The organism is Runella zeae DSM 19591, assembly GCF_000423565.1.
Taxonomy (GTDB): domain Bacteria; phylum Bacteroidota; class Bacteroidia; order Cytophagales; family Spirosomataceae; genus Runella; species Runella zeae.
In genome coordinates this window covers 1-26879 of sequence record NZ_AUIF01000064.1, presented here as the reverse complement: position 1 = coordinate 26879, position 26879 = coordinate 1, and the positions used below count along the sequence as shown (strand labels likewise).

27 protein-coding genes are annotated in these 26879 nt (G+C 41.7%); 11 read left to right on the top strand and 16 right to left on the bottom strand.

The genetic code is table 11. From position 1 onward, the window contains the following. The 5 genes from G563_RS38125 to G563_RS0116905 form a co-directional block, all read right to left on the bottom strand. On the bottom strand, window positions 1-273 hold a 273-nt coding region (locus G563_RS38125), incomplete at its 3' end, for a hypothetical protein (RefSeq protein WP_211235283.1). A gap of 35 nt (window positions 274-308) precedes the next feature. Then, the gene (locus G563_RS0116920) at window positions 309-737 is read right to left on the bottom strand and encodes a hypothetical protein (protein WP_028666359.1); all 429 of its coding nucleotides are present in this window, start codon (window positions 735-737) and stop codon (window positions 309-311) included. 121 nt (window positions 738-858) lie between these two features. Continuing rightward, complete coding sequence (locus G563_RS35045) at window positions 859-2175, bottom strand: hypothetical protein (protein ID WP_157585424.1); 1317 nt, start codon at window positions 2173-2175, stop codon at window positions 859-861. A gap of 492 nt (window positions 2176-2667) precedes the next feature. Further along, entirely contained in the window at window positions 2668-3723 is a 1056-nt protein-coding gene (locus G563_RS0116910; protein WP_028666358.1) for a response regulator, read from the bottom strand. A gap of 3 nt (window positions 3724-3726) precedes the next feature. Then, window positions 3727-4089 (bottom strand): histidine kinase dimerization/phospho-acceptor domain-containing protein, encoded by a 363-nt coding sequence (locus tag G563_RS0116905; RefSeq protein WP_157585422.1) that lies wholly within the window; start codon window positions 4087-4089, stop codon window positions 3727-3729. A 199-nt stretch (window positions 4090-4288) separates the two neighbouring features. On the opposite strand from G563_RS0116905, the gene G563_RS0116900 reads away from it, so the two are divergent. The 3 genes from G563_RS0116900 to G563_RS0116890 all read left to right on the top strand — a co-directional run bounded on the left by G563_RS0116900 (window position 4289) and on the right by G563_RS0116890 (window position 7013). Then, entirely contained in the window at window positions 4289-5479 is a 1191-nt protein-coding gene (locus G563_RS0116900; protein WP_028666356.1) for a PAS domain-containing sensor histidine kinase, read from the top strand. A 184-nt stretch (window positions 5480-5663) separates the two neighbouring features. Continuing rightward, on the top strand, window positions 5664-6329 hold the full coding sequence (locus G563_RS0116895) for a hypothetical protein (protein ID WP_028666355.1): 666 nt from the start codon (window positions 5664-5666) through the stop codon (window positions 6327-6329). A 126-nt stretch (window positions 6330-6455) separates the two neighbouring features. Next, window positions 6456-7013: a hypothetical protein gene (locus tag G563_RS0116890; protein ID WP_028666354.1), complete on the top strand. Its 558-nt coding sequence runs from the start codon at window positions 6456-6458 to the stop codon at window positions 7011-7013. A gap of 81 nt (window positions 7014-7094) precedes the next feature. On the opposite strand, the gene G563_RS0116885 is transcribed toward G563_RS0116890, so the two are convergent. The 3 genes from G563_RS0116885 to G563_RS0116875 form a co-directional block, all read right to left on the bottom strand. Beyond that, a complete protein-coding gene (locus G563_RS0116885; RefSeq protein WP_028666353.1) occupies window positions 7095-8057 on the bottom strand; it encodes an AAA family ATPase in 963 nt (320 codons plus the stop codon). A 138-nt stretch (window positions 8058-8195) separates the two neighbouring features. Further along, window positions 8196-9545 carry a peptidylprolyl isomerase gene (locus G563_RS0116880; protein ID WP_028666352.1) on the bottom strand — a complete coding sequence of 450 codons (1350 nt, stop codon included), beginning with the start codon at window positions 9543-9545 and terminating at the stop codon, window positions 8196-8198. A 48-nt stretch (window positions 9546-9593) separates the two neighbouring features. Beyond that, window positions 9594-11885 carry a peptidylprolyl isomerase gene (locus G563_RS0116875; protein ID WP_028666351.1) on the bottom strand — a complete coding sequence of 764 codons (2292 nt, stop codon included), beginning with the start codon at window positions 11883-11885 and terminating at the stop codon, window positions 9594-9596. Between the two features lie 134 nt (window positions 11886-12019). Between G563_RS0116875 and truA the strand changes: the two genes are divergently transcribed. Both truA and G563_RS0116860 read left to right on the top strand, forming a co-directional pair. Next, the gene (gene truA, locus G563_RS0116865; RefSeq protein ID WP_028666350.1) at window positions 12020-12769 is read left to right on the top strand and encodes a tRNA pseudouridine(38-40) synthase TruA; all 750 of its coding nucleotides are present in this window, start codon (window positions 12020-12022) and stop codon (window positions 12767-12769) included. 78 nt (window positions 12770-12847) lie between these two features. After that, a complete protein-coding gene (locus G563_RS0116860; RefSeq protein ID WP_037327222.1) occupies window positions 12848-13441 on the top strand; it encodes a nucleotidyltransferase family protein in 594 nt (197 codons plus the stop codon). Window positions 13442-13487: 46 nt separating this feature from the next. On the opposite strand, the gene G563_RS0116855 is transcribed toward G563_RS0116860, so the two are convergent. The 3 genes from G563_RS0116855 to G563_RS0116845 all read right to left on the bottom strand — a co-directional run bounded on the left by G563_RS0116855 (window position 13488) and on the right by G563_RS0116845 (window position 16576). Next, entirely contained in the window at window positions 13488-14147 is a 660-nt protein-coding gene (locus G563_RS0116855) for a phosphoribosylanthranilate isomerase (RefSeq protein ID WP_028666348.1), read from the bottom strand. 67 nt (window positions 14148-14214) lie between these two features. After that, window positions 14215-15426: a M20/M25/M40 family metallo-hydrolase gene (locus G563_RS0116850; protein ID WP_028666347.1), complete on the bottom strand. Its 1212-nt coding sequence runs from the start codon at window positions 15424-15426 to the stop codon at window positions 14215-14217. A gap of 28 nt (window positions 15427-15454) precedes the next feature. Next, a complete protein-coding gene (locus G563_RS0116845) occupies window positions 15455-16576 on the bottom strand; it encodes a mechanosensitive ion channel family protein (protein WP_028666346.1) in 1122 nt (373 codons plus the stop codon). Window positions 16577-16712: 136 nt separating this feature from the next. On the opposite strand from G563_RS0116845, the gene G563_RS0116840 reads away from it, so the two are divergent. From G563_RS0116840 to G563_RS0116825, 4 genes are all read left to right on the top strand, one after another. After that, complete coding sequence (locus tag G563_RS0116840) at window positions 16713-17447, top strand: type III pantothenate kinase (RefSeq protein ID WP_028666345.1); 735 nt, start codon at window positions 16713-16715, stop codon at window positions 17445-17447. Then, a complete protein-coding gene (gene bamG, locus G563_RS0116835) occupies window positions 17437-18723 on the top strand; it encodes a BamG family beta-barrel-assembly machinery protein (RefSeq protein ID WP_028666344.1) in 1287 nt (428 codons plus the stop codon). The genes G563_RS0116840 and bamG overlap by 11 nt, the downstream gene beginning before the upstream one ends. A 264-nt stretch (window positions 18724-18987) precedes the next feature. Beyond that, entirely contained in the window at window positions 18988-19545 is a 558-nt protein-coding gene (gene lptC, locus G563_RS35040) for an LPS export ABC transporter periplasmic protein LptC (RefSeq protein WP_063828417.1), read from the top strand. A gap of 83 nt (window positions 19546-19628) precedes the next feature. Beyond that, the gene (locus G563_RS0116825; RefSeq protein WP_028666343.1) at window positions 19629-21329 is read left to right on the top strand and encodes a hypothetical protein; all 1701 of its coding nucleotides are present in this window, start codon (window positions 19629-19631) and stop codon (window positions 21327-21329) included. On the opposite strand, the gene G563_RS0116820 is transcribed toward G563_RS0116825, so the two are convergent. From G563_RS0116820 to G563_RS0116800, 5 genes are all read right to left on the bottom strand, one after another. After that, window positions 21324-21764 (bottom strand): c-type cytochrome, encoded by a 441-nt coding sequence (locus tag G563_RS0116820; RefSeq protein ID WP_051211032.1) that lies wholly within the window; start codon window positions 21762-21764, stop codon window positions 21324-21326. The genes G563_RS0116825 and G563_RS0116820 overlap by 6 nt on opposite strands. Beyond that, the gene (locus G563_RS0116815) at window positions 21754-22398 is read right to left on the bottom strand and encodes an SCO family protein (RefSeq protein ID WP_028666341.1); all 645 of its coding nucleotides are present in this window, start codon (window positions 22396-22398) and stop codon (window positions 21754-21756) included. Before G563_RS0116815 ends, G563_RS0116820 begins: the two co-directional genes overlap by 11 nt. A gap of 53 nt (window positions 22399-22451) precedes the next feature. Continuing rightward, window positions 22452-22850 carry a viral A-type inclusion protein gene (locus tag G563_RS0116810; RefSeq protein WP_157585420.1) on the bottom strand — a complete coding sequence of 133 codons (399 nt, stop codon included), beginning with the start codon at window positions 22848-22850 and terminating at the stop codon, window positions 22452-22454. A 59-nt stretch (window positions 22851-22909) separates the two neighbouring features. Then, window positions 22910-24604 carry a DNA repair protein RecN gene (gene recN / locus G563_RS0116805; protein ID WP_028666339.1) on the bottom strand — a complete coding sequence of 565 codons (1695 nt, stop codon included), beginning with the start codon at window positions 24602-24604 and terminating at the stop codon, window positions 22910-22912. Between the two features lie 129 nt (window positions 24605-24733). Beyond that, window positions 24734-25702: a YitT family protein gene (locus tag G563_RS0116800; protein WP_028666338.1), complete on the bottom strand. Its 969-nt coding sequence runs from the start codon at window positions 25700-25702 to the stop codon at window positions 24734-24736. 118 nt (window positions 25703-25820) lie between these two features. Between G563_RS0116800 and G563_RS0116795 the strand changes: the two genes are divergently transcribed. Together G563_RS0116795 and G563_RS0116790 are read left to right on the top strand one after the other, a co-directional pair. Continuing rightward, window positions 25821-26255 (top strand): helix-turn-helix domain-containing protein, encoded by a 435-nt coding sequence (locus G563_RS0116795; protein ID WP_028666138.1) that lies wholly within the window; start codon window positions 25821-25823, stop codon window positions 26253-26255. Window positions 26256-26257: 2 nt separating this feature from the next. After that, the coding region (locus G563_RS0116790; RefSeq protein WP_169579773.1) for an IS630 family transposase at window positions 26258-26879 on the top strand (622 nt) is incomplete at its 3' end.

Genomic DNA, 26879 nt, shown 5'->3' with positions numbered 1-26879 from the left:
GGTAGCTCTTCCGATGCCAAAACTAATAGCAAGAACATCATAAGTAGTCGCTACTTTATAATGATATAATAAAAAAAACAAAGCTTCTTTTGAGTTTTGAAATATACTATTGTTACCAAACCCATTAGGAAATCCTGATAGAACTGTTGGAGTATAATAACAAGAAAACTTTTCAGATAACCTATTAAACTCCTCTTTACTAAGGCCTGTTGTAGCTCGAAAATCTCTATCAGATTTTATATTACTAAATATACTAATTCTTTGTGATTTCATAATAACTTATTAAAATGTTAATTACCGCAAATATATCATAAAATATTGATTATCAGCAAAAGAACAAGTCTAATAGTTTGAAGTATTGTATTGTTTAAGGGGAGATTCATTCCTGTTTCTATGAATCTAACGAGATCGCCTTTGGCGTTGTAATAAGCTACTTGTTTCAAATCTCCCGATGACGCGCTGATTTCGATAAAAGTGGGATGGTCTCCATTGCTGTATTCATTGAATTGCTCTTCGGTGATTTTCCAGTGAAGTGGCAAGTGGGCAAAAGAAGCCATTACTTTGTCGAGGGGTTGGGATTCATTAAAATCGCTTTGGAGTGTGGCCGTGACATTGCTCATAGATACGCCGGCTTTGTCGGGAGTGAGGATGACAGTCGATGATTTTTGGGCGGAGGCACCAGTAATAGCACAAGCGAAGAATAGGCCCATGGTTGCGAAGGTGTGAGTGAGTTTCATGGTTTTAGAGGATTAAAGTGTTGTTTTACAGTTTATTAAAAAGTGATTAGTATTTGGAGTTGTTGTTTGATAATAGATCAGAGCTAGAAGAGACCTTCCATCGAAGGTCTCTTCTGAAGCTTTAGCGGCGGCGACCTCCGAAACCTCCACTAAAACTCCGACCACCACCAAAACTGCTCCTACTTCCGAATCTGCTAGGAGCGGTGTTGTAGCTACGGAAGCTGTTGTTGGGACTGAACGAACGACCACTGAAAGAAGGACGGGTGAAAGTGCTATTGGGGAGTCGATTGGCAGGGTTGAAATGCTGGTTGGCGACACTCATAAAAGCATGACTTGCGGGTACATAGGGGCGATTTGTCCAGAGGTTGGTACGGTAATAGCGGCCAAACTGACGGTACAAAATAGGATAGTTGGTGTAATAGCCGCCGTTGAAAAACCAGTTGGAAAAACCTAAAGAGGGGAAACCATAAAACCCAAGCCCACCTAAGCCATAGTACATTCCGAAATTGGACCAATAAGCACCAGGATACCAAAGAGGGCTGCCATACCAGTAAGGATAACCAAACCAAAATGAATAAGGATTTGCCCAGTAATTGTTGTTGGTGGTGGCGTATTGTCCGTTAGGAAGGATATAGCCGTTGGCTTGTGCAAAATCTTTAGCGGCTTGATTGAGTTCCGATACTGCCTGAGGATTCGAATCCATTTGTTGTTTATAACTCTGGATTACTTGTTGGTTTTGTAATACCAAACTATCATGTTGCTCGGCCAATTGTTGCGTAAGCCCCGCTTTGTCCGACGCATAGAGTTGACCTAAATTGGTCGTAAGGGCGAGGTTGTCAGTGAGGGCTTCGAGAATATCGGGGTGCTGTGATAGCAATCGAAACTGTTCTCGTACATCAACGGGGGTATTGGCTACCAAATCATTGAAGTTTTGATTGGCTTGCGCTTCTAGTCGGTCCGTTTCAATCAAATCTTCGTGGTGGTTGTGGTAAAGTTTCCACGCGGCAGTTTTGAGGTGTGACTCTTGGGTGGGCAGCATACCTTCGATAGCGCTACGTTTGAGACCCGTAGGCTGAGTCGCAAGCAAATGAAGTAAGTCAGGATAGCGACTTAGTTCATAAAACCATCCCTGTTTTTGTTGGTTAAAACTACCAATCAAAGCATGAAAAGAAGCCTTAGTTCGCTCTTTAAGTTGGACGATTTGGGAAAGAATATCAGGGTATTGACTTGTGGTAAGTATTGCTTGGCGGATATTGGCATCTTGTGATGCTACCACCATGCGCATTCCCTTATCAGTTTCGATGCGGGTAGATTGATTTTGAGAGAAGGCGGTGGAAGAGATTCCGAACCAGATCATCAAAACAAGGGTGTTGCTAATTAATCTGCGTTTTGAAAGGTTAAGTAGCATACTGTGGGCGGAGTTCATTACAGTTTTCATGATTCTCGTGCTGTTTGAAACTATCGATAACTAAATTGACGCAACAAAAGTGAATCTAGTTTTGATAGAAATTGTTGACGATGGTCAAGCCTTAGCGTTGTTTGTCGTCATTGACCCAGTGAAGTATTAGCTAAGTTTTTAAATTTTACCCGCTGATGTACGCAGATTGAAAGCCGCAGAGAAACGCAGATTGAGGACTACATATCGCCCTTTTTCAGCGAAAATCTGCGTTTGTATTATTCAGCGGACTTCGGCGAGTAAAAAATAAAACTGTTTACTTAGCAACGGATTAAGCTTTTCCAAAGCAAAAGCATTCTCACATTCTGCCCCGGAGAGGCTTAAGGTTTGTAGCTCATAGGTCCTCACAAAAGCCAATGACTACGGAGAAGTAAAAGATAAGCGTGAAGCAGACGGGGAATCGAAGGGTATTTGTAAAAAAGATAGCTATACTTACTATAATAAGAACTAAAAGAAGGGGGCAATGCCCTTCACTCAGTATTTTAGCCTTTCTAGTTTTTCGATTTTTGAGACTACGATTTTACCATCTATCATCTCAATAAGGCCTTCATTTTTGAAATCGGCTAGGGTACGTACTAGTGACTCCATCGCGGTACCTGCCACGTGCGAGAGGTCTTCTCTGGTAAGAGTCACTACAACGGCATCGCTGTTGGTTTCTTTGAAACGCTTGGCAAATTGCACGATTGCCTCCGCTACTCTTTTACGAAGCGAATTGTAGGCTAGCCCCAACAATTGATGTTCTTTTTCGATAATCTTATTGGTAAGAATCTGCACAAATTCCTTTGCGACGTCGGCGTTTTTGTACAATAAACTAAAGAAATCATCTTTTGGAATATACAATACTTCGGTGTCTTCGAGCGTGACCGCCGAATCGGTATAGGTTCGGCCTTCGATGAGGGCTGTATAGCCAATAAAGTCTCCTGGACCACACAAGGCGGTAATGAGCTCTTTGCCATCAGAGTTTTCTCGAATTATCTTTACTTTTCCACTTTTAATAAAATACAGACGGAAGGGGTCGTCACCTTCGGTATAAATCACCTTCTTCTTTTTGATGAGATGCACTTTCCTATCTATCGACAGCGATTGTAAACCGTCTTTTTGTTTTGCTTGGTCAAAAAACACCCCTAACCCTTCAGGAGTCATCACCGAACGCTTGATTTGGGCCACTTTTTGAAGCCGAGAATTAATAGCGGCCAATAGTTCGTTGATTCCAAAAGGTTTGGTGAGATAATCGTCTGCTCCTAGTTCCATTCCACGCCGCCAGTCGGCACGTTCTACTTTGGCAGTCAGAAAGATAAAAGGAATGCCAGCCAAAACGTCGTTGTTATTGAAAGCCTGAAGTACCCCAAAACCGTCAAGTACAGGCATCATGATATCACACACTACCAAGTCGGGTTTCGTTTGGAGAGCTTGCTCAATTCCTTCTTTGCCATTGGTAGCAGTAGATACCTGAAAACCAGATATTTCCAGTATCTCAGCGGTGTTTACTCTTAGGCGGTCTTCGTCTTCAATAAGGAGTATTTTTTTCATTTTTTACTTTTGTTTTAGTTGACCTGCAATCACATGCATATCCAAATCTTCCAAAATATTTTTTATCACTTCTTCATCTTCAAAATTGAGCGTAGCTACTTCCTCAATGAGTGCGTTTAAATGTACCATGCTTTCTTCTATTTCTGTCAAATATTTATCTACTTTGTCGGGCTGGTTTGCTTTGTGATAATGCCGAGCCAAAATAATCGCTGACTGAATCACCGCCATCGGAGTTCGGAATTCGTGCGACACCGAGTTGATAAATTTTGATTTGAGTTCGTTGAGGTATTGACTCCTCACCAGAGATTGTAAGCGTTCTTGGGAGGAAGAGCCTTCAGCTAATGTGTTATGTAGAGTCTTTTTCATGCGTATGGAGGGATTGAACGTTTTGTAGAGACAAAGTTGCGGGGCTTTTTCCAAAAAAATCTTGACAGCGGTCAATACTTCTATTTAATTTTTGGCAAAGTTTTGGTCTTTTGATGCACGCTTTAATCCCTCATTGCGTATCGTATAGCTAGACGAAAATGATTGCTTTATTTTTAAAAATGCAGGTACTCTTTTTAGGATGGAGAAAGAATTTGTAAATAAAATCATAGGACAACCCTCTGATTTCGATGCTTTTATCAAAAGAGATGGATTGTTGATTCCTTACGACAAGCTCTCTATAGTGTATGGCAATACGCCCGTGGGGTATCATTCAACGGACCCCAGCGGGAAAATTATCTTAATCAATGATGTGGAGCTTAAATGGCTTGGCTATGCTCGTGAAGAGGTCGTAAAAAAAATGACTTGGGAAGACTTATGTACTGCCGAAAGTTATGATAGATTTCAGCAACATTACAAGGCACTTGTGGAAGAAGGGCATTTGTTGGATTTGTTTATGGAGTGTGTTACTAAAACGGGTCAATTGTATCCTATAGTAGTAAATGCCATTGCGGTATATGACGAAATGGGCGATTTTGTGATGGCTAGGACTACCGTGGTTCAGATTATAGAACAAAAGCGATTGGAAGCCGAATTGCGAAAAAAAAACCAAGAATTAGAAAGTCTCAACAAGCAATTATACGAGCTTAACCAAGAAAAAAACCGTTTTTTGGGTATTGCCTCTCATGATCTCCAAACTCCTTTGACCAATATCCGCCTTCTCACGGATAAGCTAAAACTAACCCAACAAAATCTCACAGAGCGGCAGCGATATTGGATCGAAGATATTCAGGTGAGCATAGAGCATATGTCTCATATGATTTATAGCTTGCTGAGTGTGAATCGTATCGAGCAAGGTGTCAATATGCCTTTGCTTGAGAGTGTCAATTTGGCCAATTTTTTGTCGCATATCTTGGGGCGGTTTCAGGTTATTGCCAATCGCAAACATATTGGGCTTCGATTTGAATGTGATTCAGGTGAAGTGTGGATAAAGGCAGACCCGCAATATTTGACCGAGATAGTTGAAAACCTCTTATCGAATGCCATTAAATTTTCTCCGGCTGGCCATGACGTGCGAGTACAAGTGACTCATACGGAGAGCTATGTGCAGCTTGCGGTTTCGGATGAGGGTAAAGGCATCAAGCCAGACGAAATGCCACTTTTGTTTGGTAAATTTCAGAAGCTAAGCACGCGCCCTACTGCGGGCGAAAGTTCTACAGGTTTGGGGCTATCGATTGTGAAAGACCATGCCGAAAAAATAGGCGCTACCGTAAGTTGCCAAAGTGAATATGGAAAAGGAGCTACTTTTAGCGTAATGTTTCGCTCTATTTAAACTCTGAAAAAACTAGAAGGTGCAAATTCCCATGATTTTGGGGTCGGAATAAATGAGTTGGGAGGTTTGTTTGCTTTGTTTACAATCAGGTAAATCTATTGACGGTTGTCAAGGTAAGGCTTAGGGAGTGTTGCCACCTTTGCAAGGTCAATGAAGGTTTATTACTAAAAACAAAACACAAATCATGAACACTCAAAGCCATTTTACATTAGTCAAAGGGGTACTTTTTGCTGCTGTTTGTTTAACCCTAGGTGCTTGCAATTCTTCCTCCAAACACGAAGCATCAAATGCCGACACTACCTTTACCGTCATAGAAGAAACAAAGACCCTCGACAATCCTTCTGACGTGTCTTTTGATTCGGCAGCTTCGGCATTAAGCAAAGGAGAGTGGAGCATGGTGACTACGCATCTGAAGGCAGGTATCGCAGCGTATAAAGAAGAAGCGAAAAAAGAAAAGCCTGAGCGTCAGGGTGTTATTGATGAGCAAGTCAAAAAAATGGAGGCGTTGGGTCCTAAAGCAGAAGCCAAAACTTTGACCACAGACGAACTCCTCCTTACTACCGGCGTGGCTGAACTGATGACACTTCATAGAGCAATAGAAGTCACCGAAGAGCTCACGGCTATTACGCCCGAAAATAGTCAGCATTTGAGACAAACGCTCGCGGATTTGGAAAAACAAGCCGAAGTTTTACCCGCCGAAGCAAAGCAAGAAATTAAGAAATTGACTTCTGAGGCTCATGCTAAATTAGAAGCTTACGAGAAAGCACCTGCCAACAACAACCAAAAAGAACATCAAGCATTGAAAGAAAAACTCTCAAAAATTAGAGAGGTCATACACAAGCATTTGTAGTGCTTTCTTTCCCTTCCACACCATTTTCTAAGTTGCTTGATAAGCCACGATATTTCCTTCTACAAAAACATATTTTCTGATTTCTTTTTTAAAAAATTGTCTCCAACAAATTAATCATTTACAACAATGAAAAGGGTAAGTATTGCATTTTTGGTTGCTTGTTTGGCGTTCGGATACGTCCAAGCACAAAGTACACAGAGCCAAGAAGTCGCTATGAAAAGTGTAAAAAAAGGTGAAGAACCTAAGCAAGTACTTGATGCTTTGAAAAAAGATTTTCCTGGTGGCGCTGTTCAGGGTATGTCGGTGATTCCTTTGTCGCTTTATGGTAAAGAGTGGTCGGTTTCGGAACGAAACAAGATAGACGATAAAAGCAGTATCAGTTTTTATCAAGTAGATGGCAAAGGTAAAAGTGGTAATTTTAGTGCTGTTTATGACAAAAATGGCAAGCTCATGAGCTACAAAGAAGTCATTAAAGAGGCTGAATTGCCTGCTTCGATTCGCTCAACTCTAGGCAATCAGTTTGCAGGTTGGCAAGTTACAGGAGACCGTGAAAAAGTAAAATATAACCACGGAAATATAAAAATAGCGTATCGGGTCAACCTTAAAAAAGACAAAGAACATAAACATGTGTTTTTTGATGAAACAGGTAAGATAATGCGCACTGACAAGAAAATGAAAATATAAAAGAACGCTGCTTAAAAAAAAGCTCAGTGCAGGGGTGCTTTCACACCCGCACTGAGCTTTTAATATTGAGAAATTAAAATATTAAATCAGACGCTGAATGATGTCATTGACAGAAATACCTTCTGCTTCTGCTCTAAAATTGCGTACAATACGGTGGCGTAAAATAGGTACGGCTACCGCTCTAATATCTTCTATATCAGGAGAGTATTTGCCATTGATGAGGGCATTGCATTTCGATGCCAAAATGAGGTTTTGTGAAGCCCGTGGGCCAGCACCCCATTCGAGATAGCTTTTGGTGTCGGCACTAGCAAACTCACCTCCGGGGCGGGTTTTGTGGACTAGCTTTACGGCATATTCTACTACGTTGTCGGGGACAGGCACTCGTCGAACAAGGTGTTGGAATGCTTGGATTTCTTCAGCCGAAATCACCGTGTTGACCACAGGGCGATTGTCGGTAGTTGTCGCTTTTACGATGTTTAATTCTTCCTGATAGGAAGGGTAGTCGAGGTTGACCATAAACATAAAGCGGTCTAGCTGTGCTTCAGGAAGGGGATATGTACCTTCTTGTTCGATGGGGTTTTGGGTAGCCAATACAAAGAAAGGGCGTCCAAGACTATGTTTTTGTCCCGCCACTGTTACGGCATACTCTTGCATGGCTTCAAGCAATGCCGATTGGGTTTTGGGAGGGGTACGGTTGATTTCGTCGGCAAGGATAATGTTAGCAAAAACAGGCCCTTTGATAAAACGGAAATTGCGCTCGTTGTCGAGTGTTTCCGAACCCAAAATATCAGAAGGCATCAGGTCAGGAGTAAACTGAATCCGGTTAAAACTCAAGTCGAGAGCTCCGGCAATTGTCTGAATCAAGAGCGTTTTGGCGAGTCCTGGTACACCCACCAATAAGCAGTGTCCTTGACAAAATATAGCCGTCAGTAGCAGACGAACAGTATCGTCTTGCCCCACGATGACTTTGCCGATTTCGGAGCGGAGTTTTCCGTAAGAATCTTTTAATGCCTCTGCGGCAGCTACGTCAGAACTAAACTTCATTGAAAGATGGTGGTTTGTGCGTTAATGGTTTATGGGAGTAATTGCGTTCAATTGTTTAATTTGAAAATTAGATGTTTTGAAAGCATTTCAAAATTATGTGCTTTTAGTAATGTACTTAATTTAAAAAAATCAAATACGCTAATTACCTTCTTCATTGATGCCAAATATCTTACACCCTTGGTACTCTGGCTCTACGTTGATAAAAACATCCGTAACTGCTTTCTTAAACCATTCATCCACGGCTTTGGTTTTTTTGTTGGCTAATACAATGTTGGTAAGCTTCTCAAAATCATCTTTAAGATTGGCCGTGTGAGGCTCAGTTTTGCTTTTGTAATAAACAATTCTCATGGCGGTTTTGCCGTCGTCTGTTCGATAGTTGAGCGGCGCACTAATCGTGCCAACTTTCATAGTATCGAGCATCATATAGAGGTTGTAGTCCATCGAAGCATCCAATGGTAAGCGAGAGTTTCCCGTTTGCTGCTCTTTTAAGAGTCCTCCTGCATCGGCGGTATTTTTGTCTTCTGACCACTTTTTGGCGGCTATTTCAAATTTTAAACTATCGATTTGAATTAAATGCTGAAGACTATCTAAAATACGTTTTGGTGCTGATAAGTCCATGCGATTATAATCAGGACGAAGCAATATGTGGCGGCTGTGGTATTCGGCACCCCGGGTTTCGAGCAATTGGATAAGGTGAAGACCATATTCTGATTCAATAGGCTCTGATATCTCATTGATTTTGAGTTTAAGAGCGGCACCTTCGTATTCGGGTACCATAGAGCCCCGTTGTGCAAAACCTAAATCTCCGCCTTGTTTGGCCGATTCTATATCTTCTGAGTAGGCCGAAGCTAAGGATGCAAAGTCTTCGCCTTTTTCGATGCGTGCCTTAAACTCAAGCAGGCGATTGCGAAGCTCTTCTTTTTGGGCTTTGGTAACTTGGGCATAGCGTACGATGTGCCCAATCTCTACTTCGGCTGGAATATAGGGCAAACTATCCTTAGGAATCGAATTAAAAAACCTCTTTACCTCGCTAGGGGTTACTTTAATCGCACTGGTAATCGTAGTTTGCATCTTTTCCGAAATCATGCTATTCTTGATTTCTTCACGAACTTCAGTTTTGAGGGCTTCGATGCTTTTACCATAGGCCTCCACAATATTTTTTTCGGAGCCAAAGCGCCGTGCCATTACCTCCATACGGGCATTTACCTGATTGTCGACTTGTTTGTCTTCCACAATTACCGAGTCAATTTCGGCCTTGGCCAGAAGCATTTTTTGTACTACCAAGCTTTCCAACGCTTGACAAGGGTTGGGTGCAGGTTGGTTTTGAGCTTTGTATTGCAAAATCAACTCTTCAAGTTCAGAGCGTAAGATGTAGTAATTGTCAACTTTAGCAATCACTTTATTGATACTAGTGCTTTTGCCTTGTGCATACACTCCTACGACGGTGATGAGAGAAAGAAGGAGTGAATGAATGAACGTTTTTTTCATGTGTTTGATTGATAAACTGCTATAATTGGTGACATACGATAGTGAGCCTTATTTGGCCAATTTTCGTAATTCTTCCTCGTTGATTTTGACGGCAAATTTTTGGCGTAATCGCTCCAGCCAATTTTGCTCTAGTTGTTTTTGATAATCATTAATTACGGCCCCTCGTGCTTCGGTAAAAGTCTTAACTCGGGCGGGCTCAATTTTGCTTATTTCAAGCCAGATTTTTTTGCCATCTTGGGTAAGTGTTTGGCTGCCTACTTCCCAGCGAGCGGCATCGATGTAGGAGTTACTTCCTTTGGCAAAGGTACCATCTACAATACTGATTTTACCAATTTTGAGCGCATTTAGTGCTTTTTCAAGGTCTTTTTTAGAAGTACTGAAAAACTGGAAACTCACCCTCCGATTGCGTGCCGCACTCGAAACCGGCTTAAATTTTCCATAATCTTTTTCAAGAATTTTAGTAACTGGGATACGGTTGTTGACCAATGCCTTGATGGTGTTGTGTAATCGTGCCGTTGAAATAGAGTCTGACTCATTGGTGTCGCTGTAGGAAGACACTTCTACTACGTAGTTGTCGTTGTTGAGAAGGGTAATCGCTACATCAAAGATATTTTCACGATGCTTTGCCGTCAAGGTCGTAGATTTAGGCTCAAACAATAAATCGGCACTTTTTCGGCGAAGTTGGTAAGGGTAAGACGACAAAGACTCTTGGGCTCGTTTAAGTAAGCTGTCGCTGTCAGTAACTACAATATTGGCCACTACTCTTTCTGGGTAGCGGTATTTGTCTTTGTGCTGATTCCAGTATTGTTTTTGCCCTACAGAATCTACCAGCGATTTTTCCAAGACATTGGCTTCCATGGTTTGAGAGTACAACACCCCGTCGCGCATTTCGGTCATTAAAGCCTTAAAATCTGGGTATTTTTTTTCTAAATTTTCTTCTTCTGTTTCTACCAACATTTTATTGACAAACTGCTTATAATACCTTTTTGCCAACATATTCAAATCTGAGCCAAGAGCCAGAGGAACTTGTCGGTTGTATAGATATTCATAAAACTGATTGACGGTAAAAGCCTTATTATCAATCTGAAAAAGAGTTTTGTTGTCGAGTGAAGTGGGTAGGGGAGCGGGGATTTTCCATTTTCCACGAAGCAGAGAAGTATCTAGGCTAGCAATAGCGTTTTCGCGGATATTGCTTGGTTCCGTGATTTTATAAGCTTTACGCAATTTTGCATAAAGATTTTCTTGAATCAACTCAGAACGTGAATCGGTAGTGACCTTTTGGCGAAGTTGGGGAGCCAATTCAGTAAATGATTCAATGGGTTTGCGGTTGATAAGTTTAATAATGTGCCATCCATAATTGGTTAAGAAGGGTGCCGAAATATCACCTTTCTGACGAAGAGCAAAAGCAGCTTCTTCAAAAGCTGGTACCCAATCGCCAGTTTTAAATTCTCTTAACACCCCGCCGGTGGTTTTGGTGGTGGCATCGTCCGAATAATCCCGACATACGATGTCCCATGCTTCTTGTTTGAGTAGACTATACGCTTGCTCAATTTTTGCTTTGGCAGTGGCTTTACCTCCGTCGGTGGCGTTGGGACTTACTCTAACGAGGATATGAGCGACTTGTATTTTACCACGCGAGGGTCGGCGGTCGGCTATTTTGATAAGATGATAACCCGCATTGGTACGAATAGGATCAGAGATTTTTCCGACAGAAAGCTGATAAGCTGCGCTTTCAAAAGGATATACCGTTTGGAAGGCTGTTAAATATCCCAAATTTCCACCTTTTTGGGCGGTAGCGGCATCTTTAGAAAAGCGTTCGGCAGCTTCTTCAAAGCTTATTTCTTGCTGTAGTATACGACTTCTAAGTGCTACTGCTGCTCGATATGCAGCAAGGGTATCGGCGGGAGTAGCGTCTTGAGGAGCTGCAATGAGTATGTGCGATATTTTGAGTTCTTCTTTGAGACGTTCGTACGCTTCAGCTACTAGATTGTCAATGAGTACATTGTCGCTTAGATAGGGCTGGGCTAGTTGCTTTCTGAAAGAGGCGATTTCTTCCCTGAAGGCAGCCGTTGTGTCGCGCCCTTCGCTTTGTGCTCCCAATACTTTGAGTTTGAGATTGGTAAACAACTGTAAATACTCGCTGATGCTAGTAGGCTTGGTCGTATCGTCCGAAAACTGATTTTTGGTAAAAGATTGGAAAAATTCGTCGGTGCTAAAGTTTTTGTCTCCAATAGACAATATGACGGGCTCTGGGGGAGCTTGAGGAGGAGCAGGCTTGGAGGTTTTGCAACTTCCTAACCCGATAAAAACCATGCCAACGATGAAAAAACAATACTTCATTCTCAACTTTTTAATTCTAAACACGAATCTCACTTCATTTATTGTGAAGTTTGCAAAGTTAACCCAACTTTCTGAAAGTTATACAATCTTCTTTATGGAGTCAAGAATTGTATTTTACGAGTTATCTTTGCAACATGCGTTATTTTATTGAATTAAGTTATAAAGGTACCGAATTTCACGGGTGGCAGCGTCAGCCCAATGCAAACTCGATTCAGCAAGAATTGGAACGGGCTTTTGAAGTGATGTTTCGACAACCAATCGAAATCATCGGCAGTAGTCGTACGGATGCAGGAGTACACGCAGAGCAGCAGTATGCTCATTTTGAAGTGGCAGAAGCGATAGTTGGACCCGAAAAAATAATTCATGGGCTCAATAGTATTTTACCTCGTGATATTGCCATTAAACAATTTCATCATGTCAAAGACGACATACATTCTCGTTTTGCGGCTACTCACCGTTGCTATCAATACCGCATAGTACGCCAAAAAAATCCATTTCTAAATGGGCTTTGCTATCAGTTTCGCCCGTCATTAGATATTTTGGAGATGAATAGAGCGGCTGCATTGTTGCTGAAGTATGAGGATTTTGAATGTTTCAGTAAAATACATACGGATGTAAAAACATTTTTGTGTAACATCGAACAGGCTTATTGGGAGGAAAGTGCTGTAGGGCTTGTTTTTCATATCAAAGCCAATCGGTTTTTGAGGGGAATGGTCCGGGCGATAGTGGGCACTTTGCTTGAAGTAGGACAGGGGCGCATGACTATCGAGGATTTTGAACAGATTATTCTTTCTAAAAACCGAAAAAATGCCTCAGCTCAAGCGCCAGCCTGTGGGCTTTTTTTGACGGAAGTAGGTTATCCTTGGGAAGATATTTTGGCCTAGTGGTTTGATTTATTGTATTGACGTTGGGTTGTTTATAGTAGGGGATAAACTGTGTTTTTGCATAAAAAATAATATTCATTGGAAAAAATAGGAATTATCATTTTAGCGGCTGGTGAGTCAAAACGGATGGGGTTTCCCAAACAATTGTTAAACATTGAGGGCGTTTCGCTTATTCGACGTACGGCAGAAGTGGCTTTGGCTACGGATTGTTATCCGGTGGTGTTGGTGATTGGAGCGCACAAAGCCCAGCTTGCTCAAGAAATCATAGACTTGCCCCTTACCGTGATTGACAATCAAATGTGGCACGAAGGCATGGCATCGTCCGTAAAAATGGGGCTTGCAGGCTTGTATATGACTTACAAGGATGTGGAAGCGGTTATCATGCTGGTATGTGACCAGCCCTATATTTCGGTATCTTTATTGGAACGGATGATAGAAATTTACCGTACCAAAAAGCCCCCCATTGTGGCTTGCAAATATGAAGACCAAGTAGGAGTGCCAGCGCTTTTTGACCGAAAGTTGTTTGAGGAGTTGCTTAGTCTTACAGGAGACAAAGGAGCTAAGCCAGTTTTAATGAATCATTTGGATGAGGCTTATTTGCTCACTTTCGAAGCGGGTAGTGTTGACCTTGACACTCCCGAAGATTACAAAAATTTTCAATCCGATACTTAAATCTCGCAGCCGCCTGTTGGTCTTTGTGACCACAGGCGGTTTTTATTTATCCAATCGCGTCAAAAAAACGTTCTAGTTTTTCTTGACTAAGTTGACCATTGGTACGGACACTACTGCACAAATCTAGTCCGAAAGGCTGTACTGTTTCGATGGCTTCCCTGACATTTTCGGCTTTGAGTCCTCCTGCCAAAAACAAAGGAATCGAAATATTTTCGCGAATCTGACGACTAAGTTCCCAATTGTGTACCCTTCCTGTACCTCCCAACTCCTTGACTTGTAGATTGGGGTTACCACTATCAAGCAAAATCGCATCCACAAACTGAGAAAGTTCTATAGCTTCCTCCACCGTTTTTTGGTCGATGACATGCACTACTTGTACTAGTTTGACGTGCGGAAGTGCCTGACGAATATCGGTATAACTCCCCTCTTGAAGCGCATCTACTATCTGAATGGTATGGGTTTTTACTTTTTGATAGTGGGCTATGATACTTGCAGAGGAAGTTTCGCTGGTCAACAAAAAAGTAGAGATAGGGGGAGGGACGCTTGAAGCGATTTGGGCAATAAGCTCATCTGAAATAATGCCCGGCCCACTCGGCATGTGTCCGACTAGACCTAAGGCTGAGGCTCCATACGCAATAGCCAACTGCGCTTCTTGGAGGCTACTGATACAACAAATTTTTACGCGGGGTTTAAGGGTTCCTTGCATATTCTTGATAAGGTTAGTGGGGGCAGTTACTGACAACTTACCACGGCTCTATTGTTGAAATCTAAGCTTAAAAAGTGACTTTGACGGTTATTTTTTCATTACCTCTTTGTACTTCTGCATCTACTGTTTGGCCTTTTTCAAATTTGCCCAAGGCTCCCATATAATCATAGATGGTATTAAGAGTGTATTTTCCCAAAGTCAAGATTAAATCGCCACCTTTGATACCTGCGGCTTCGGCGGGGCGGTTTTTAGAAACGCCATCCACTTTGATTCCCGGCCCATTAAACGAATAGTCGAGGAGCAAGCCCATGGTCACTTTAAAACTCATATTGCGCGCCATCGGCATGGCTGTTTCGCGGTATTCTAAGCGATTGGGAAGTTTGTCGATAGCATTGACGATAGCCGTTACCGCATTCAAAATCTTGGCTTCCCCTTTGAAATTGATAAGGTGGGTGTCGTCGCTAGGACGGTGATAGTCCGAATGAACTCCCGTGAAGAAAAATAATACAGGGATGCGTTTGGTATAAAACGACGTATGATCAGAAGCCCCCGCCCCCGAAGAATCAATTTTAAACGCCATTTTTTCTTTGGCCATTACGGACGGAATCGCTTCACCCCAAGTAGGACTTGTACCCCAGCCTCCGATGGTGATTGGCTTGGCTTCGTCAAAACGTCCAATCATGTCAAAATTGAGCATAAAGTTTACTTTTGACAAATCAATGGTGGGGTTGTTGGCGTAGTATTTGGAACCAAGTAGCCCAAGTTCTTCCGCCGAAAAACAAATAAAAAGGAAATTGTGAGCTTCTTTGATGTTGTTTTTGGCATAGTAACGTGCGAGTTCAAGCACGCCCGCTACTCCAGAGGCGTTGTCGTCAGCCCCATTATGGACTTTACCTTTGGCATTGGCATCCAATGAACCTCGTTGAAATCCTTCGCCCAAATGGTCATAGTGAGCACCGATGATGATAGTGCGGTCGGCGCCGTTGTCAAGGTAAGCTACTACATTGCGGGCGTCGAGTACATGTACAGTATCTATATTGGCCTTAAAAACTTGCTCAAATCCATTGGTGCCTTTGGGGGAAAGACCTATTTCTTTAAAAAAATTGGCGATGTATTCGGCAGCTTTTTGCTCGTCTTTGGTACCTGTGCCCCGTCCTTTGAGTTCGTCGGAAGCCAAAAAGCTAATATGTTTTTCTACATTTTTGGCAGAGATAGATTGGGCTTGCGCTATCGATTGACAACCCATCAATACGCTCAAAATAAAGGCATACTTTTTCATATCTATTATTTAAAAATCAAAGTTTGGACTAAATTTTTACGCTTTCTGATTCGCGGATAAAAAGATTACGTGTCGGATAAGCAAATGTAGCACCGTATTGATGTACAATCTCGATGATTTTGAAGTTTATTTCTTCTTTGGTTTCGATAAAAATCCGCCAAAGCGAAGTGTGGACATGATAAATGACCAGAATATCTAAGGAACTTTCACCGAGGTTTTCTAAGCGGACAGTAGGGAGTTTAGAATTGGTGAGCGTGTGGGATTCTAAATAAGACCGAATAGATTCTATAATTTGGGAGAGCGTTTCGGGAGAAGTATCAAATGAAAGCCTAACGTAATATTTGGCTCGGCGATAACTCCGCTGGGTTATGTTTTCGAGGGCTTGGGTAGTAAGCAGGCGATTGGGTACGGTGATAAGACTACCGTCTTCGGAGCGAACACGCGAACTTCGAAAGCCGATTTGCTCGATATCGCCCGAGATTTTGTCAAGTACAATGCTATCACCTACTACAAAGGGGCGTTCGAGCATGATAGCCACTGAGGCAATGAGGTTTTCGAGGGTTTCGCGAGCGGCCAAAGCTATCACCAACCCCCCAATCCCAAGACTTGTAATGAGTGCCCATACATTGACTTCATATACTTTGTGCAGAATGGTAAAAAAACTGGTCAAAGTCCAAATGATGATAATGATATCCTTGAAAAAAGGAACAAGCTGATCATCGATAGGACTAGGAGTAGAAGCAGCTTTTTGTTTGAAAATAAGCGCAATAAATTTAATAACTCTGATACCTAACCAGCCAATCGTAGCTCCTAAAACACTGAAAAATGAACGTTCGATGATCATGAGCCATCCAAATTTATCGGCAGATTTCCACGCCCATTGACTCGGTATTGTTAAGTGCCTGAAAGCCAAAAATAAAACCACTAATGTGATAAGTACCTCAAAAGGACGGCGGGTGAGTCGGACAAAATCAGCTAAGGGGATATTGCCAGATTCACTTTTGATAAAACGGTAAATCATTCGAGTAATCGTAAAAGATAACCCTCTTCTAATCAATACTCCTAGCCCTGAGATACCAACAAACCAAAGGATATCCCGGATTGTATTTTCTAAAATGGTGTAGTCAAGCCACCTTGACAGATTTTCCATAATAATCGTCGATTTTTAGGATGCAAAACAACAATTTTGCGCTGTTAAATGAAAAAATAACCTAGAAAAGCCAACAAACCATAGTTCTTTTGTGGGCTTCAATAAAATTGATTGCTTTGAGAGAACATAATAAAATATGAATGCTGCTATTGACCTTGGAAATACATTTGCAAAAATAGGATGGTTTGAAGGAAGTACATTGATACGTGCTCAATACAAAATCCCTTTTGATGCCTTAACAAATATCTTAGTGGAACAATTGCCCGAAAAGGCGATTTTATCTTCAACCAGCCACGATACTGGGATATATGCTCTAGCCTTGCAACAAAAAGGAGTAAACACATTACAGCTTGCCCCCGATACCCCTCTGCCTATCCAAAAGGAATATGATACCCCTCAAACCTTAGGTGCCGACCGTTTGGCCGCAGCAGTAGGGGCCAATGGTTTGTTTCCAAATGAAAACTGCTTGGTGATCGATATGGGGACATGCATTACTTACGACTGGGTGAGTGCAGAGGCAATTTTTCGAGGAGGAATAATTTCTCCGGGGTTTCGTATGCGATTTCAAGCGATGCACGCGTTTACAAAGAGGTTACCTTTGATTGAAATGGAAGAAGCCTCCTATTTTATGTCTTTACCATTTGTAGGAAAAAGTACCCGTACAGCTATGCAAAGTGGCGTTTTCAATGGATTGTTAGCCGAAATAGAAGGGGTGATTGCTCGCTATCGCCACGAATATGGCCAATGCCGCGTACTATTATGCGGAGGAGATGCTCCTTACTTTGAAAGTCTACTTAAAAATCGCATCTTTGCGGCTCCAAATCTAGTTTTGATGGGTTTGAATCGAATTTTACAACACAATGTCAATTAACAAAAAGAGTAAGCTTCTTAAGTGGAGTTGGGTAGTAGGGGCAGTCTGTTTGGTACAAACCTCTAGTTTTGCGCAAGGTTTAGGCAATTCTCCTTATTCGGCCCTTGGTGTCGGAGAGCTCCTAAGCAAGGGCTACGCTCCCGCCAATGGAATGGGAGATGCCGGCGTAAGCAATGCCAATCCGCTTTATATCAATTCTCTCAATCCTGCTTTGTTGGCTCGAAACCGCTACACCATGTTTGATGTCGGAGTAGTGGGCCAATACAAAGGAATCCAAGACAGCCGCCAAAGTCAGCGTGATTTTGGGGGAAATTTAGCTTATTTGGCATTGTCGTTTCCTGTTGCGCCCAAGTGGTCTTCTGGTATTAGCCTTAAGCCCTACAGTTTCGTAAATCATCAACAAAATTCCTACGGTCGTATTGGAAATTCTATTTATGAAGCTCAATATGTGTATAGTGGTAAAGGTGGTCTCAATCAGGTTAACTGGATGAATGGTTTTCAAGTGACCAAAAATCTTAATTTAGGTTTTGATGCTACCATGCTTTTCGGAAACTTTAACCAAAGTGTTACATCTCAGCTACGTATCGGTGATAGTCGTGACTACATCGTAAGTCGTGATGATAGGTTGAATTTTAGTGACTTTAATTTTAGAGCGGGAGCGGCTTGGCGGCAAAAGTTAAAAGGAGACCACTTCCTGAATTTTGGAGCTACTTATAGCCTTCAATCAAATGTAGCTACTGTTCGCAATACTACTTTAGAGGTACTTAGTAGCGCAAATCGCCCTATTACTAATCCCGACACAATCACCCAAGCAAACTTATCTATTAAACTTCCTACAACTTGGCGTGTGGGAGTAAGTTATGAATACCTGTATCGTTTGACGGTAAACTTAGACTATGAACGTCAAAACTGGTCGCAGTATGTGGGCGTGTCAGGCAACAACGAATCTATGCGTGATGGGCAGAGCTACCACGTTGGATTGGAATATCTTCCTAAATATAATTCGACAAAGTATTGGGATTTGGTCTATTATCGTGCTGGTTTTACTTTTAACAAAACTCCTTGGGTCATTACGGGTACAAATATTGATGATATGAGCGTATCTTTTGGGCTTTCGCTACCGGTAGGACAAGGTTTTACCAATCTCATCAATATTTCGTTTGTTGCAGGGCAACGGGGTACAATCTCCTCTCAAACTTTCAGAGAACGATACGGCCGGGTAACACTGGGCTTCTCTCTCAAAGACGTATGGTTCCGGAAATTTAAGGTCGATTAAGTCTGTTTTAGCTCTGTTTTTTTTGCTAATTAGGTATAGCTTTTTTGAGAAAATGTCTTGTTAAAAAATATTAAAAACTTGACATAACGCCTTTATTTTCAGCATATTTGTATGCACGCATACAGTTTGCTGTCTATACTGCCGCTCAAAAAAATGAAAAAAAATCCCTTAAAAAACCAATTACGCTTGGAAACTCAAGTAAAAAATACTAATTTTACCACCAAGATGTTAAGGTGGGTTAATACAACATCTGCAAAGATGCAAATGGGAGATAAACTTTTATCTCCTTTTTGTTTTTGTATCCTTCTCCTATTGTTTATAGCTTGTCAAAAAGAAAAAAGCAAGCCTCAATCCATCACTTATCGTGGGCCTCTTGAAGAAGCCGAAAATATCGAAGTCTTATACAGTGAAGCTGGACAACTAAAAGTAAAAGTAAAAACGGCCAAACAAATCAAACTCCCTTCAGAAGATAAATTTTTCCCAAAAAAAGTGTTCGTGGATTTTTATGCCCCTACAGGACAAGTGACTACTACGCTTGAGTCAGATTCAGGGCGATATGAGTACCGGACAGGTTTGTATTTTGTGAAAGGCAACGTAAAAGTGGTAAATACGCAAAAACAAGAACGCTTGTTTACGGACGAATTGACCTGGAATCCACATACTCAAAAAGTATACACCGAGAAAAAAGTAGTCATTGAAAGCCAGACTACGGGAGAGCGAATCAACGGAGTAGGGCTTGACGCTAATCAAGATTTTACACAATATAGTATTCGGAAGCCAACAGGCTTCTTCAATGCTCCTGCTGGGTTTTCGAGCAATTGAGTTTTCTATGATTTCATGAGGAGATATAGCGGCTTTTTTTCTTAGAGCTAGTATATTTTTATTAATTCATCGACCAGCTCCTCATGAATAGAAGAACTTTTGTAGCCCTTAGTACAAGTGCCGTGGGATTGACTCCTTGGTATAGCCACGCTTCCTTTTTTAATGACCCGCCTAAACCTGCTTGGCTCAAAGAATGGGTCAAAATAAACGACCAACGTCTCGAAAGTTACCAAAAATACCGCATCACAGACGCGGCCAGTCAGGCGTATGGCGGCTGTATGGATGGCAATGACATCCCGAATCCACACTCTACTGCTGATTTTATCAAAAGAGCCTCTTTGGCATTGTCAAATAGGGAGTCTGCCTACTACCATTCGGCAGATTTGATGAGCCAAGTAGGACTTGCTTTAAAATTTTTGTTGAAAATCCAACATGAAGACGGTACGATTGATTTGTTAGAAACCAATTTCCATTCTACACCCGATACTGGCTTTATTGTGAAGCGCTTGGCAATGGCTTACAAGCAGCTAGCAGCTTCCAATGCCTCAGGTTTAGAAAAGATATTGCCCGATTTTAAGTCTTTTTTGGTACGTGGAGGAGAGGCGTTGAAAGTAGGAGGGATTCATACTCCAAATCACCGATGGGTAGTGTCGGCGGCACTCACCAAACTCAACGAACTGTGGCCAAATCCCGCTTATGTAGCTCGAATTGAAGAATGGCTTGCCGAGCATATTGATATGGATGCGGATGGTCAGTACAACGAAAGAAGCACCTACATTTACTCGCCCTTGACCAACCGCCTGCTCATCACAACCGCCAAAGGACTCAAAAAACCAGAATTACTTGCGTTTGTGCGCCGAAATCTCAACATGACGATGTACTATGTGCATCCCAATGGTGAGATAGTGACGGAGGCGTCGGGTCGGCAAGATAAAGCCCTCATTGGGACGATGGAGAGCTATTATTATGCGTACCGTTATATGGCATTGCTCGACAACAACGGCCAAATGGCAGCTATGTGCCGTTTGATTGAAAATACCGCCGCCATGCGCCAAGCCGAGTTTTTGGACTATATGTTGGATGATTCATTTTTGTGGAAAGAGCTACCTGCTTCTAAACCATTACCAACCAATTATGCCAAGGAGTTTTTGGGGAGTGGGGTAGTGCGCATTCGACGAGAAAACTGGGATAGCACTCTCTTTACCAACAATGCCGCCTGGCTCACATTTCACAAAGGCAACGCCGTACTTCAGGGAATGCGCGTGGCAGCTTCTTTTTTTGGAAAAGGTCAATTCCAATCCGAAAAGATTGAAAAAGAAGGTAATAGTTGGGTATTGAAAAGTAAACTCGAAGGGCCTTATTTTCAGCCAATTGCCAAAGAAGAAATTGCGGCGGACGGAGATTGGGAGAAAATGCCTAAAAGCAAACGTCGCCAGAGTGAAATTCAATATCTTGAATCCATAGTTAGAATAACCGAAAATAATAATGGACTAGAAGTGGATATTCAAATGCAAGGAACTGACGGCGTACCAGTATCTTTAGAGTTGATTTTTAGAACAGGTGGTGTATTGTCGGGAGTCATCAATCATCCTACCAAAGAAAAAGCTTATCTTTTGGCGGCCGCAAACGGGACTTATCAACTAAAAGGCGAGACGATTACTTTTGGGCCGGGTAAGGCTTTGCACAAAAATGTCCAACTTCGGGGAGCATTGGCCGCCGTAGATGCACCTACGGTGTATCTTACGGGTTTTACTCCTTTTAAGCATACCATCAGAATATCATAAAGAAAGAGTACATTTTTCCAGTGCTTTTTCTACTGTATCAATCGTCGTAATACTCGTTTCTTTACCCCAAGTATTGTAAAGATAGGTTGTAATTTCTGCAATCTCTAGCTCTTTGAGGGCTGGATTGGCGGGCATAGGACGGTCAAAGTTTTTACCATTGACGGTCATGGGTTGATGAATTCCGTATTTAATCCAGCAGATGACCTGTTCTTTGTTTTTGAGATGCTCAAGCGAGATGGCAGGATAGAGGTTCTCTAATCCTTTGCCATCTCGCTGATGGCAATTGGCGCAGTGAGTGTCAAACAATGCAAAACCTTCGGCAAGATATTGGTCTCGCTTGACACGCTCTTGGTCTTGGCAGGATGTAATGCTTATCCACACAACCAAAGCCATCAACCCAGTGTATTTTGAAAAATAAATGATTTTATGGGGCATTGTTATACTCGGCTTTGAGACGCTCAATATCAGCTAGCAATCGTTTGGTTCCTTGGTCGTCGGTGCCATTGTACATCCCTCTGACTCGTTTTTCTTTATCAATCAGAATAAACGCACCGCTATGAATATAGCCTCCTGGGGCTGTAGAGTCTGCCCCTGCCACGACTAGGTAATGATGCTCTCCAATGTCGTATATTTTTTCACGCTCTCCGGTTACAAACATCCATTGTTTGGCGTCTTTTACCCCCAAATCACTGGCATATTGTTTCAGTACGGCCGGAGTATCGTGCTGTGGGTCGATGGTATGCGAGAGAATCGCTACATCAGGCTGACCTTTTATTTTATCATATACTTTTAGCATCTGTTTTTTCATCACCGGGCAGATAGTGGGGCAGGTTGTGAAGAAAAAGTCAGCTACGTAAATTTTATCTTTCAAATTTTGGGCAGTCACCGTATCTCCTTCTTGATTGATGAATTTGAAATCGGGGATGGTGTGATAAACCGTATCTACTACCTCTTTGCCTTCTATCATCCTTTTGATGGTGTCGCGCTCGCCCAAAATGGGGAGTCGATCGGTGTTTTGGGAACAACTTCCCAGCATAAATAAAAGTAAGACAACAACAAAATACTTCATCTGATTTTACGGGTTGCGTGGCTCGCTGGATGGTGAGTGGACAAAAAATCGGTTTATTTTTTCAAAAACGCTTCTGCCTTTGTGATGCTTTCGAGCATTTGATCACGAACTTGACTGATTTTAGTTTTTTCGGCATTGAGTGCCTTAAGGGCTTCATCGCCTGAGAGTGCTTTAAGAGAATCTCCATTGTAAGCATGCATCCAGTTCATCATACCTTCGTCGGCTTGCTGGAGGGCGTTAGAAAGTGTTAGAGCCTGGTCTTTTTGTTGCTGAAGGCTATCCTCGTTTTTGATTTTGAGAAGACTGTCAATAGTTACTATTTTTTGTGACAAAGCATTTCTTAAATCCATAATCTGTCCCATTTTGGGCATTACTTCATCATGGATTGCGAATACTTCTTTTTCTACTTGGTCGATATTGCCTTTTTCTTGACTGCAAGAAAAGATCATCATGGTGGGGATGACTAAGGATAATAATAGGCTTACCTTTTTCATAGTTGTGTTTTTTGGAATTAAAAAAGAGTAGTTTGCCCGTTTTGGCTTAGGCTTGCATTTTGGGCAAGGAGCATTTCACGGGCGTTTTGTATAATGGCCTCACTAGGTGTACGACCGCCAATCATTTGGGCAATTTCTTGCACTCGTTCTTCAAAGCTTAATTGACGAATTTTGCTGACTGTTTTGTCGGCTGAGTGATCTTTATATACAAAATAATGAGCCGTACCTTGCGTGGCTATTTGATGTAAATGTGTAATCGAAATCACTTGGTGACTTTTGGCGATTTCGCGCATCATTTGTCCCATTTTTATGGCGATTTCGCCCGAGACTCCTGTGTCAATTTCGTCAAAAATGATAGTAGGTAATTTACGTTTACTGGCTAAAATATATTTGATGACCATCATCAACCGTGAGAACTCACCTCCCGAGGCTACGTTTCGGAGCTGTTGGGGTTTGATTCCTTTGTTGGCACTAAAGAGAAAATCTACGTCGTCGATACCATCATCGCTAGGGTCGATGATATGGTGCTGAATATTCAACGTTGCATTGGGCATTCCCAGCTCAATCAGATATTTTTTTACTTGATTTTCGACTTGCGACATGACCGATTTGCGAGAGTTAGAAAGCTTGTCGGCATTTTTGAGGAGTTTAACCCTGCTTTTTTCTACGCTTGCCCTGGCTTTTTCGATGTCTTCGTCTAGGTTGAGTACTTGGCTTACTTTTTTATCTAGTTCACTTTGAATAACTAGTAGTTCGGCCACCGTTTTTACTTGGTGCTTTTGTTGGAGATGATAAATTAAGTTGAGACGTTCTCTGATTTCTTCGGCGCGACTATCGTCTATTTCTACGTTTGCTTGTTCATAACTAATTTCACTTGCCAAATCCTTTAACTCAATATAAGCACTTTGAGCACGTTCGCGGAGTTGTTCGTATTGGGGTGAAAATTTGCTTACCGCATTGAGACTATTGACGGCGTTCCTCAAAAAAACATTGACCGATTGCTCGGCATTATCAAGATATTCGTGAGCGAGTTGGAGACGTTCTCTTACTTCGGTGGCGTTTTCTAAAATATTGAGTTCTTGTTCTAAGAGTTCTTGTTCGTCGGCTTGGAATTTTGCTTTGTCGAGTTCTTCAAACAAAAACTGGTTATAAGCAAACTCTTTTCGCATCTGGGTAGCATCGGCTGTGAGTCGCTCATAAGTATGTTTGGCTTTTTGATAGGATTGGTACTCAGCATGATACGCTCTAAGGAGCGGTTCATTTTGGGCATAGGTATCCACTATTTGCAGCTGAAATTCGTTAGAGCCTAGTAGTAGCGTATCGTGTTGTGAGTGAATATCCATGAGCTGACTCGAAATCCGGCGGAGGGTTTCGAGATTGACGGGGGTATCGTTGACAAATGCCCTTGATTTTCCGCTGGGACTGATTTCGCGGCGGAAGAGGCTCTTGGGCGAAAAGTCTAATTCTTCTTCTTCAAAAAGGTGCTGGATAAAATACCCAGATAAATCAAAGGTTCCTTCGATGATGCACTTTTGAGTGGCATTGTACAATACTTTGGTATCAGCTCGGCTTCCGAGTAGTAAGCCAATAGCGCCCAACATAATGGATTTCCCAGCTCCTGTTTCGCCCGTAATGATATTGAGTTGGGCGTCAGGAGCGAGTTCCAATTGTTCGATTAGTGCATAGTTTTTAATTAGCAAGTGTACAAGCATAGGGCAATCGGTTGAACCGCCGCGAAGTTAATCAACAATTCAACAAAAAGGAATGACTTTATGTTATGACTTGTAGTGACTATTATTTTTTGAGAAATATTTAGCCCCCAAAATTTAGCCTGATGATTGTTAGTGTTTTAGGGATCGTTTCTTAATCATACCGCCTTTGGTATCCTTGACACTGCTCATGACTACAAACGAATTAGGGTCAATAGTCTGAATTTCAGTGTTTAATCTGTTTAGCTCTAGTCTTGTCACTACGGTATAAATAATATCAAACTCGGCGATTTCGCCGTTTCGTCCATGTCCTCGTTTGCCACGGTAAACGGTGACTCCTCGCCCCATTTCGTTGATAATCATTTGGCGGATTTCTTCATGGTGTGGCGAAATGATAGTGACTCCGGTATATTCCTCAATTCCCTCAATCACAAAATCGAGTGTTTTGGAAGCGGCAAGGTAGGTAATCATGGAGTAGAGTGCTGTTTCGATGGATAAAAAATAGGAAGCGGTGGCAAAAATGATGATGTTGATAATGATGATAATGTCGCCAATGGTAGTGCCAAATTTACGACTCAAAAAAATCGCTAGCACTTCTGTACCGTCAATCACGGCACCTCCTCTCACCGACAGGCCAATGCCCGCTCCTAAGAAAAAACCACCAAATACCGCTACCAATAGTTTGTCGTGGGTTATTTCTGGAAAATGAACAGTGGCTACGCAAATAGCCAATCCACTGATAGCAAGAGCAGTTTTGAAGGCAAATTGTTTGTTGACAATCTTATACCCCATAAACACAAAGGGTAAGTTGATGAGCAAAATCAAAGCGTATAGAGGCAGACCTGTAAGACGATTGATGAGCAACGAAATCCCCGTCGCTCCACCGTCGATGAAGCTGTTAGGAATAAGAAAACTTTCTAATCCAAAAGCCGCACAGCCAATTCCCAGTGAAATAAGGACAAAGTCTTTTAAAAGTCGAACAATGTTTATCTTGAGTTCACGAAAGCCCTTGGCTAAGACAAAACTGGAATATTGGGTATTAGCATTTTTCTTGTTCCTGAGAATCGTCCGAATAATTACTTTTGTCAAAAAAGAATTCATTGGCTTTTTAAGAGGTTTTAGAGATAAACAACACGATAAAAAGTGAAAATACAAGAGGTACTAAATACAGTGTAATTTAAATAAGTTAAAATTTTGTATATTGCTTCAAAAAAGACAAATGCAGAAGCAACATATCAAACTTAGCGATTCAGATAAGCAACTTTTGGCGGAACTTTTATCAAAAGGTAGCTTAAAAGCAAAACAATATAAACGAGCCATAGCCTTGCAATTATTAGATTCTGGTAAAACGTTTGTCGAAGTCATGCAAATAGTGGATTGCAGTAACCCCACTTTGTTATCATGGCGAGATAAATATAATGCTAACGGATTAAACTTCTTAGAAGACCAACCCCGTAGTGGTCGTCCCATAGAAATAGATGGTTTACAGCGAGCTAAAATAACAGCCTTAGCTTGTAGTGAAAGCCCAGAGGGTCATGCCGAATGGTCTTTACGCCTTTTAGCAGAAAAAGTTGTTGAATTAGGGTATTGTGAGCATATTTCTCATAATCAAGTGGGAGTTATACTAAAAAAAATGAAGTCAAACCCCACCTAAAAATCTATTGGTGTATCGGAAAAATAGATGCTTTATTCCTTGCTAGAATGGAAGACATTTTGGGTTTATACGTATTACCTTATGATCCATTGTACCCTGTGGTCTGCTTTGATGAACGTCCCTGTTTCTTAATTGGTGATACGGTTGCACCCATTCCAACACAAGAGGGTAAGGTAGCCAAACAACATTATGCTTATAAAAAAAATGGTTCCTGTTGCCTCTTGGGGGCTATTGAACCATTAAAAGGTCATAGATTTACCAAAGTTTATCCACAAAGAACTAAGAAAGAGTACGCCGAATTTATGCAGGAATTGGTTAAATTATATCCTCAGGCTATCAAAATCAGGCTGGTTCAAGATAATTTAAACACGCATAATTTCAGTTCCTTTTATGAGACTTTACCCGCTGATGAAGCCTATGAATTAGCCCAAAGGTTTGAAATCCATTATACTCCTAAATCCGCCAGTTGGCTGAATATGATAGAAATCGAATTTTCAGCCTTATCAAAGCAGTGCCTTAATCGTAGAATTCCAACGCAAGATAAACTTGAATCCGAAATTGAGGCTATTGTCAAAGAACGTAATGATAAACAAATTAAAATAAAATGGCAGTTTACTATTAAAA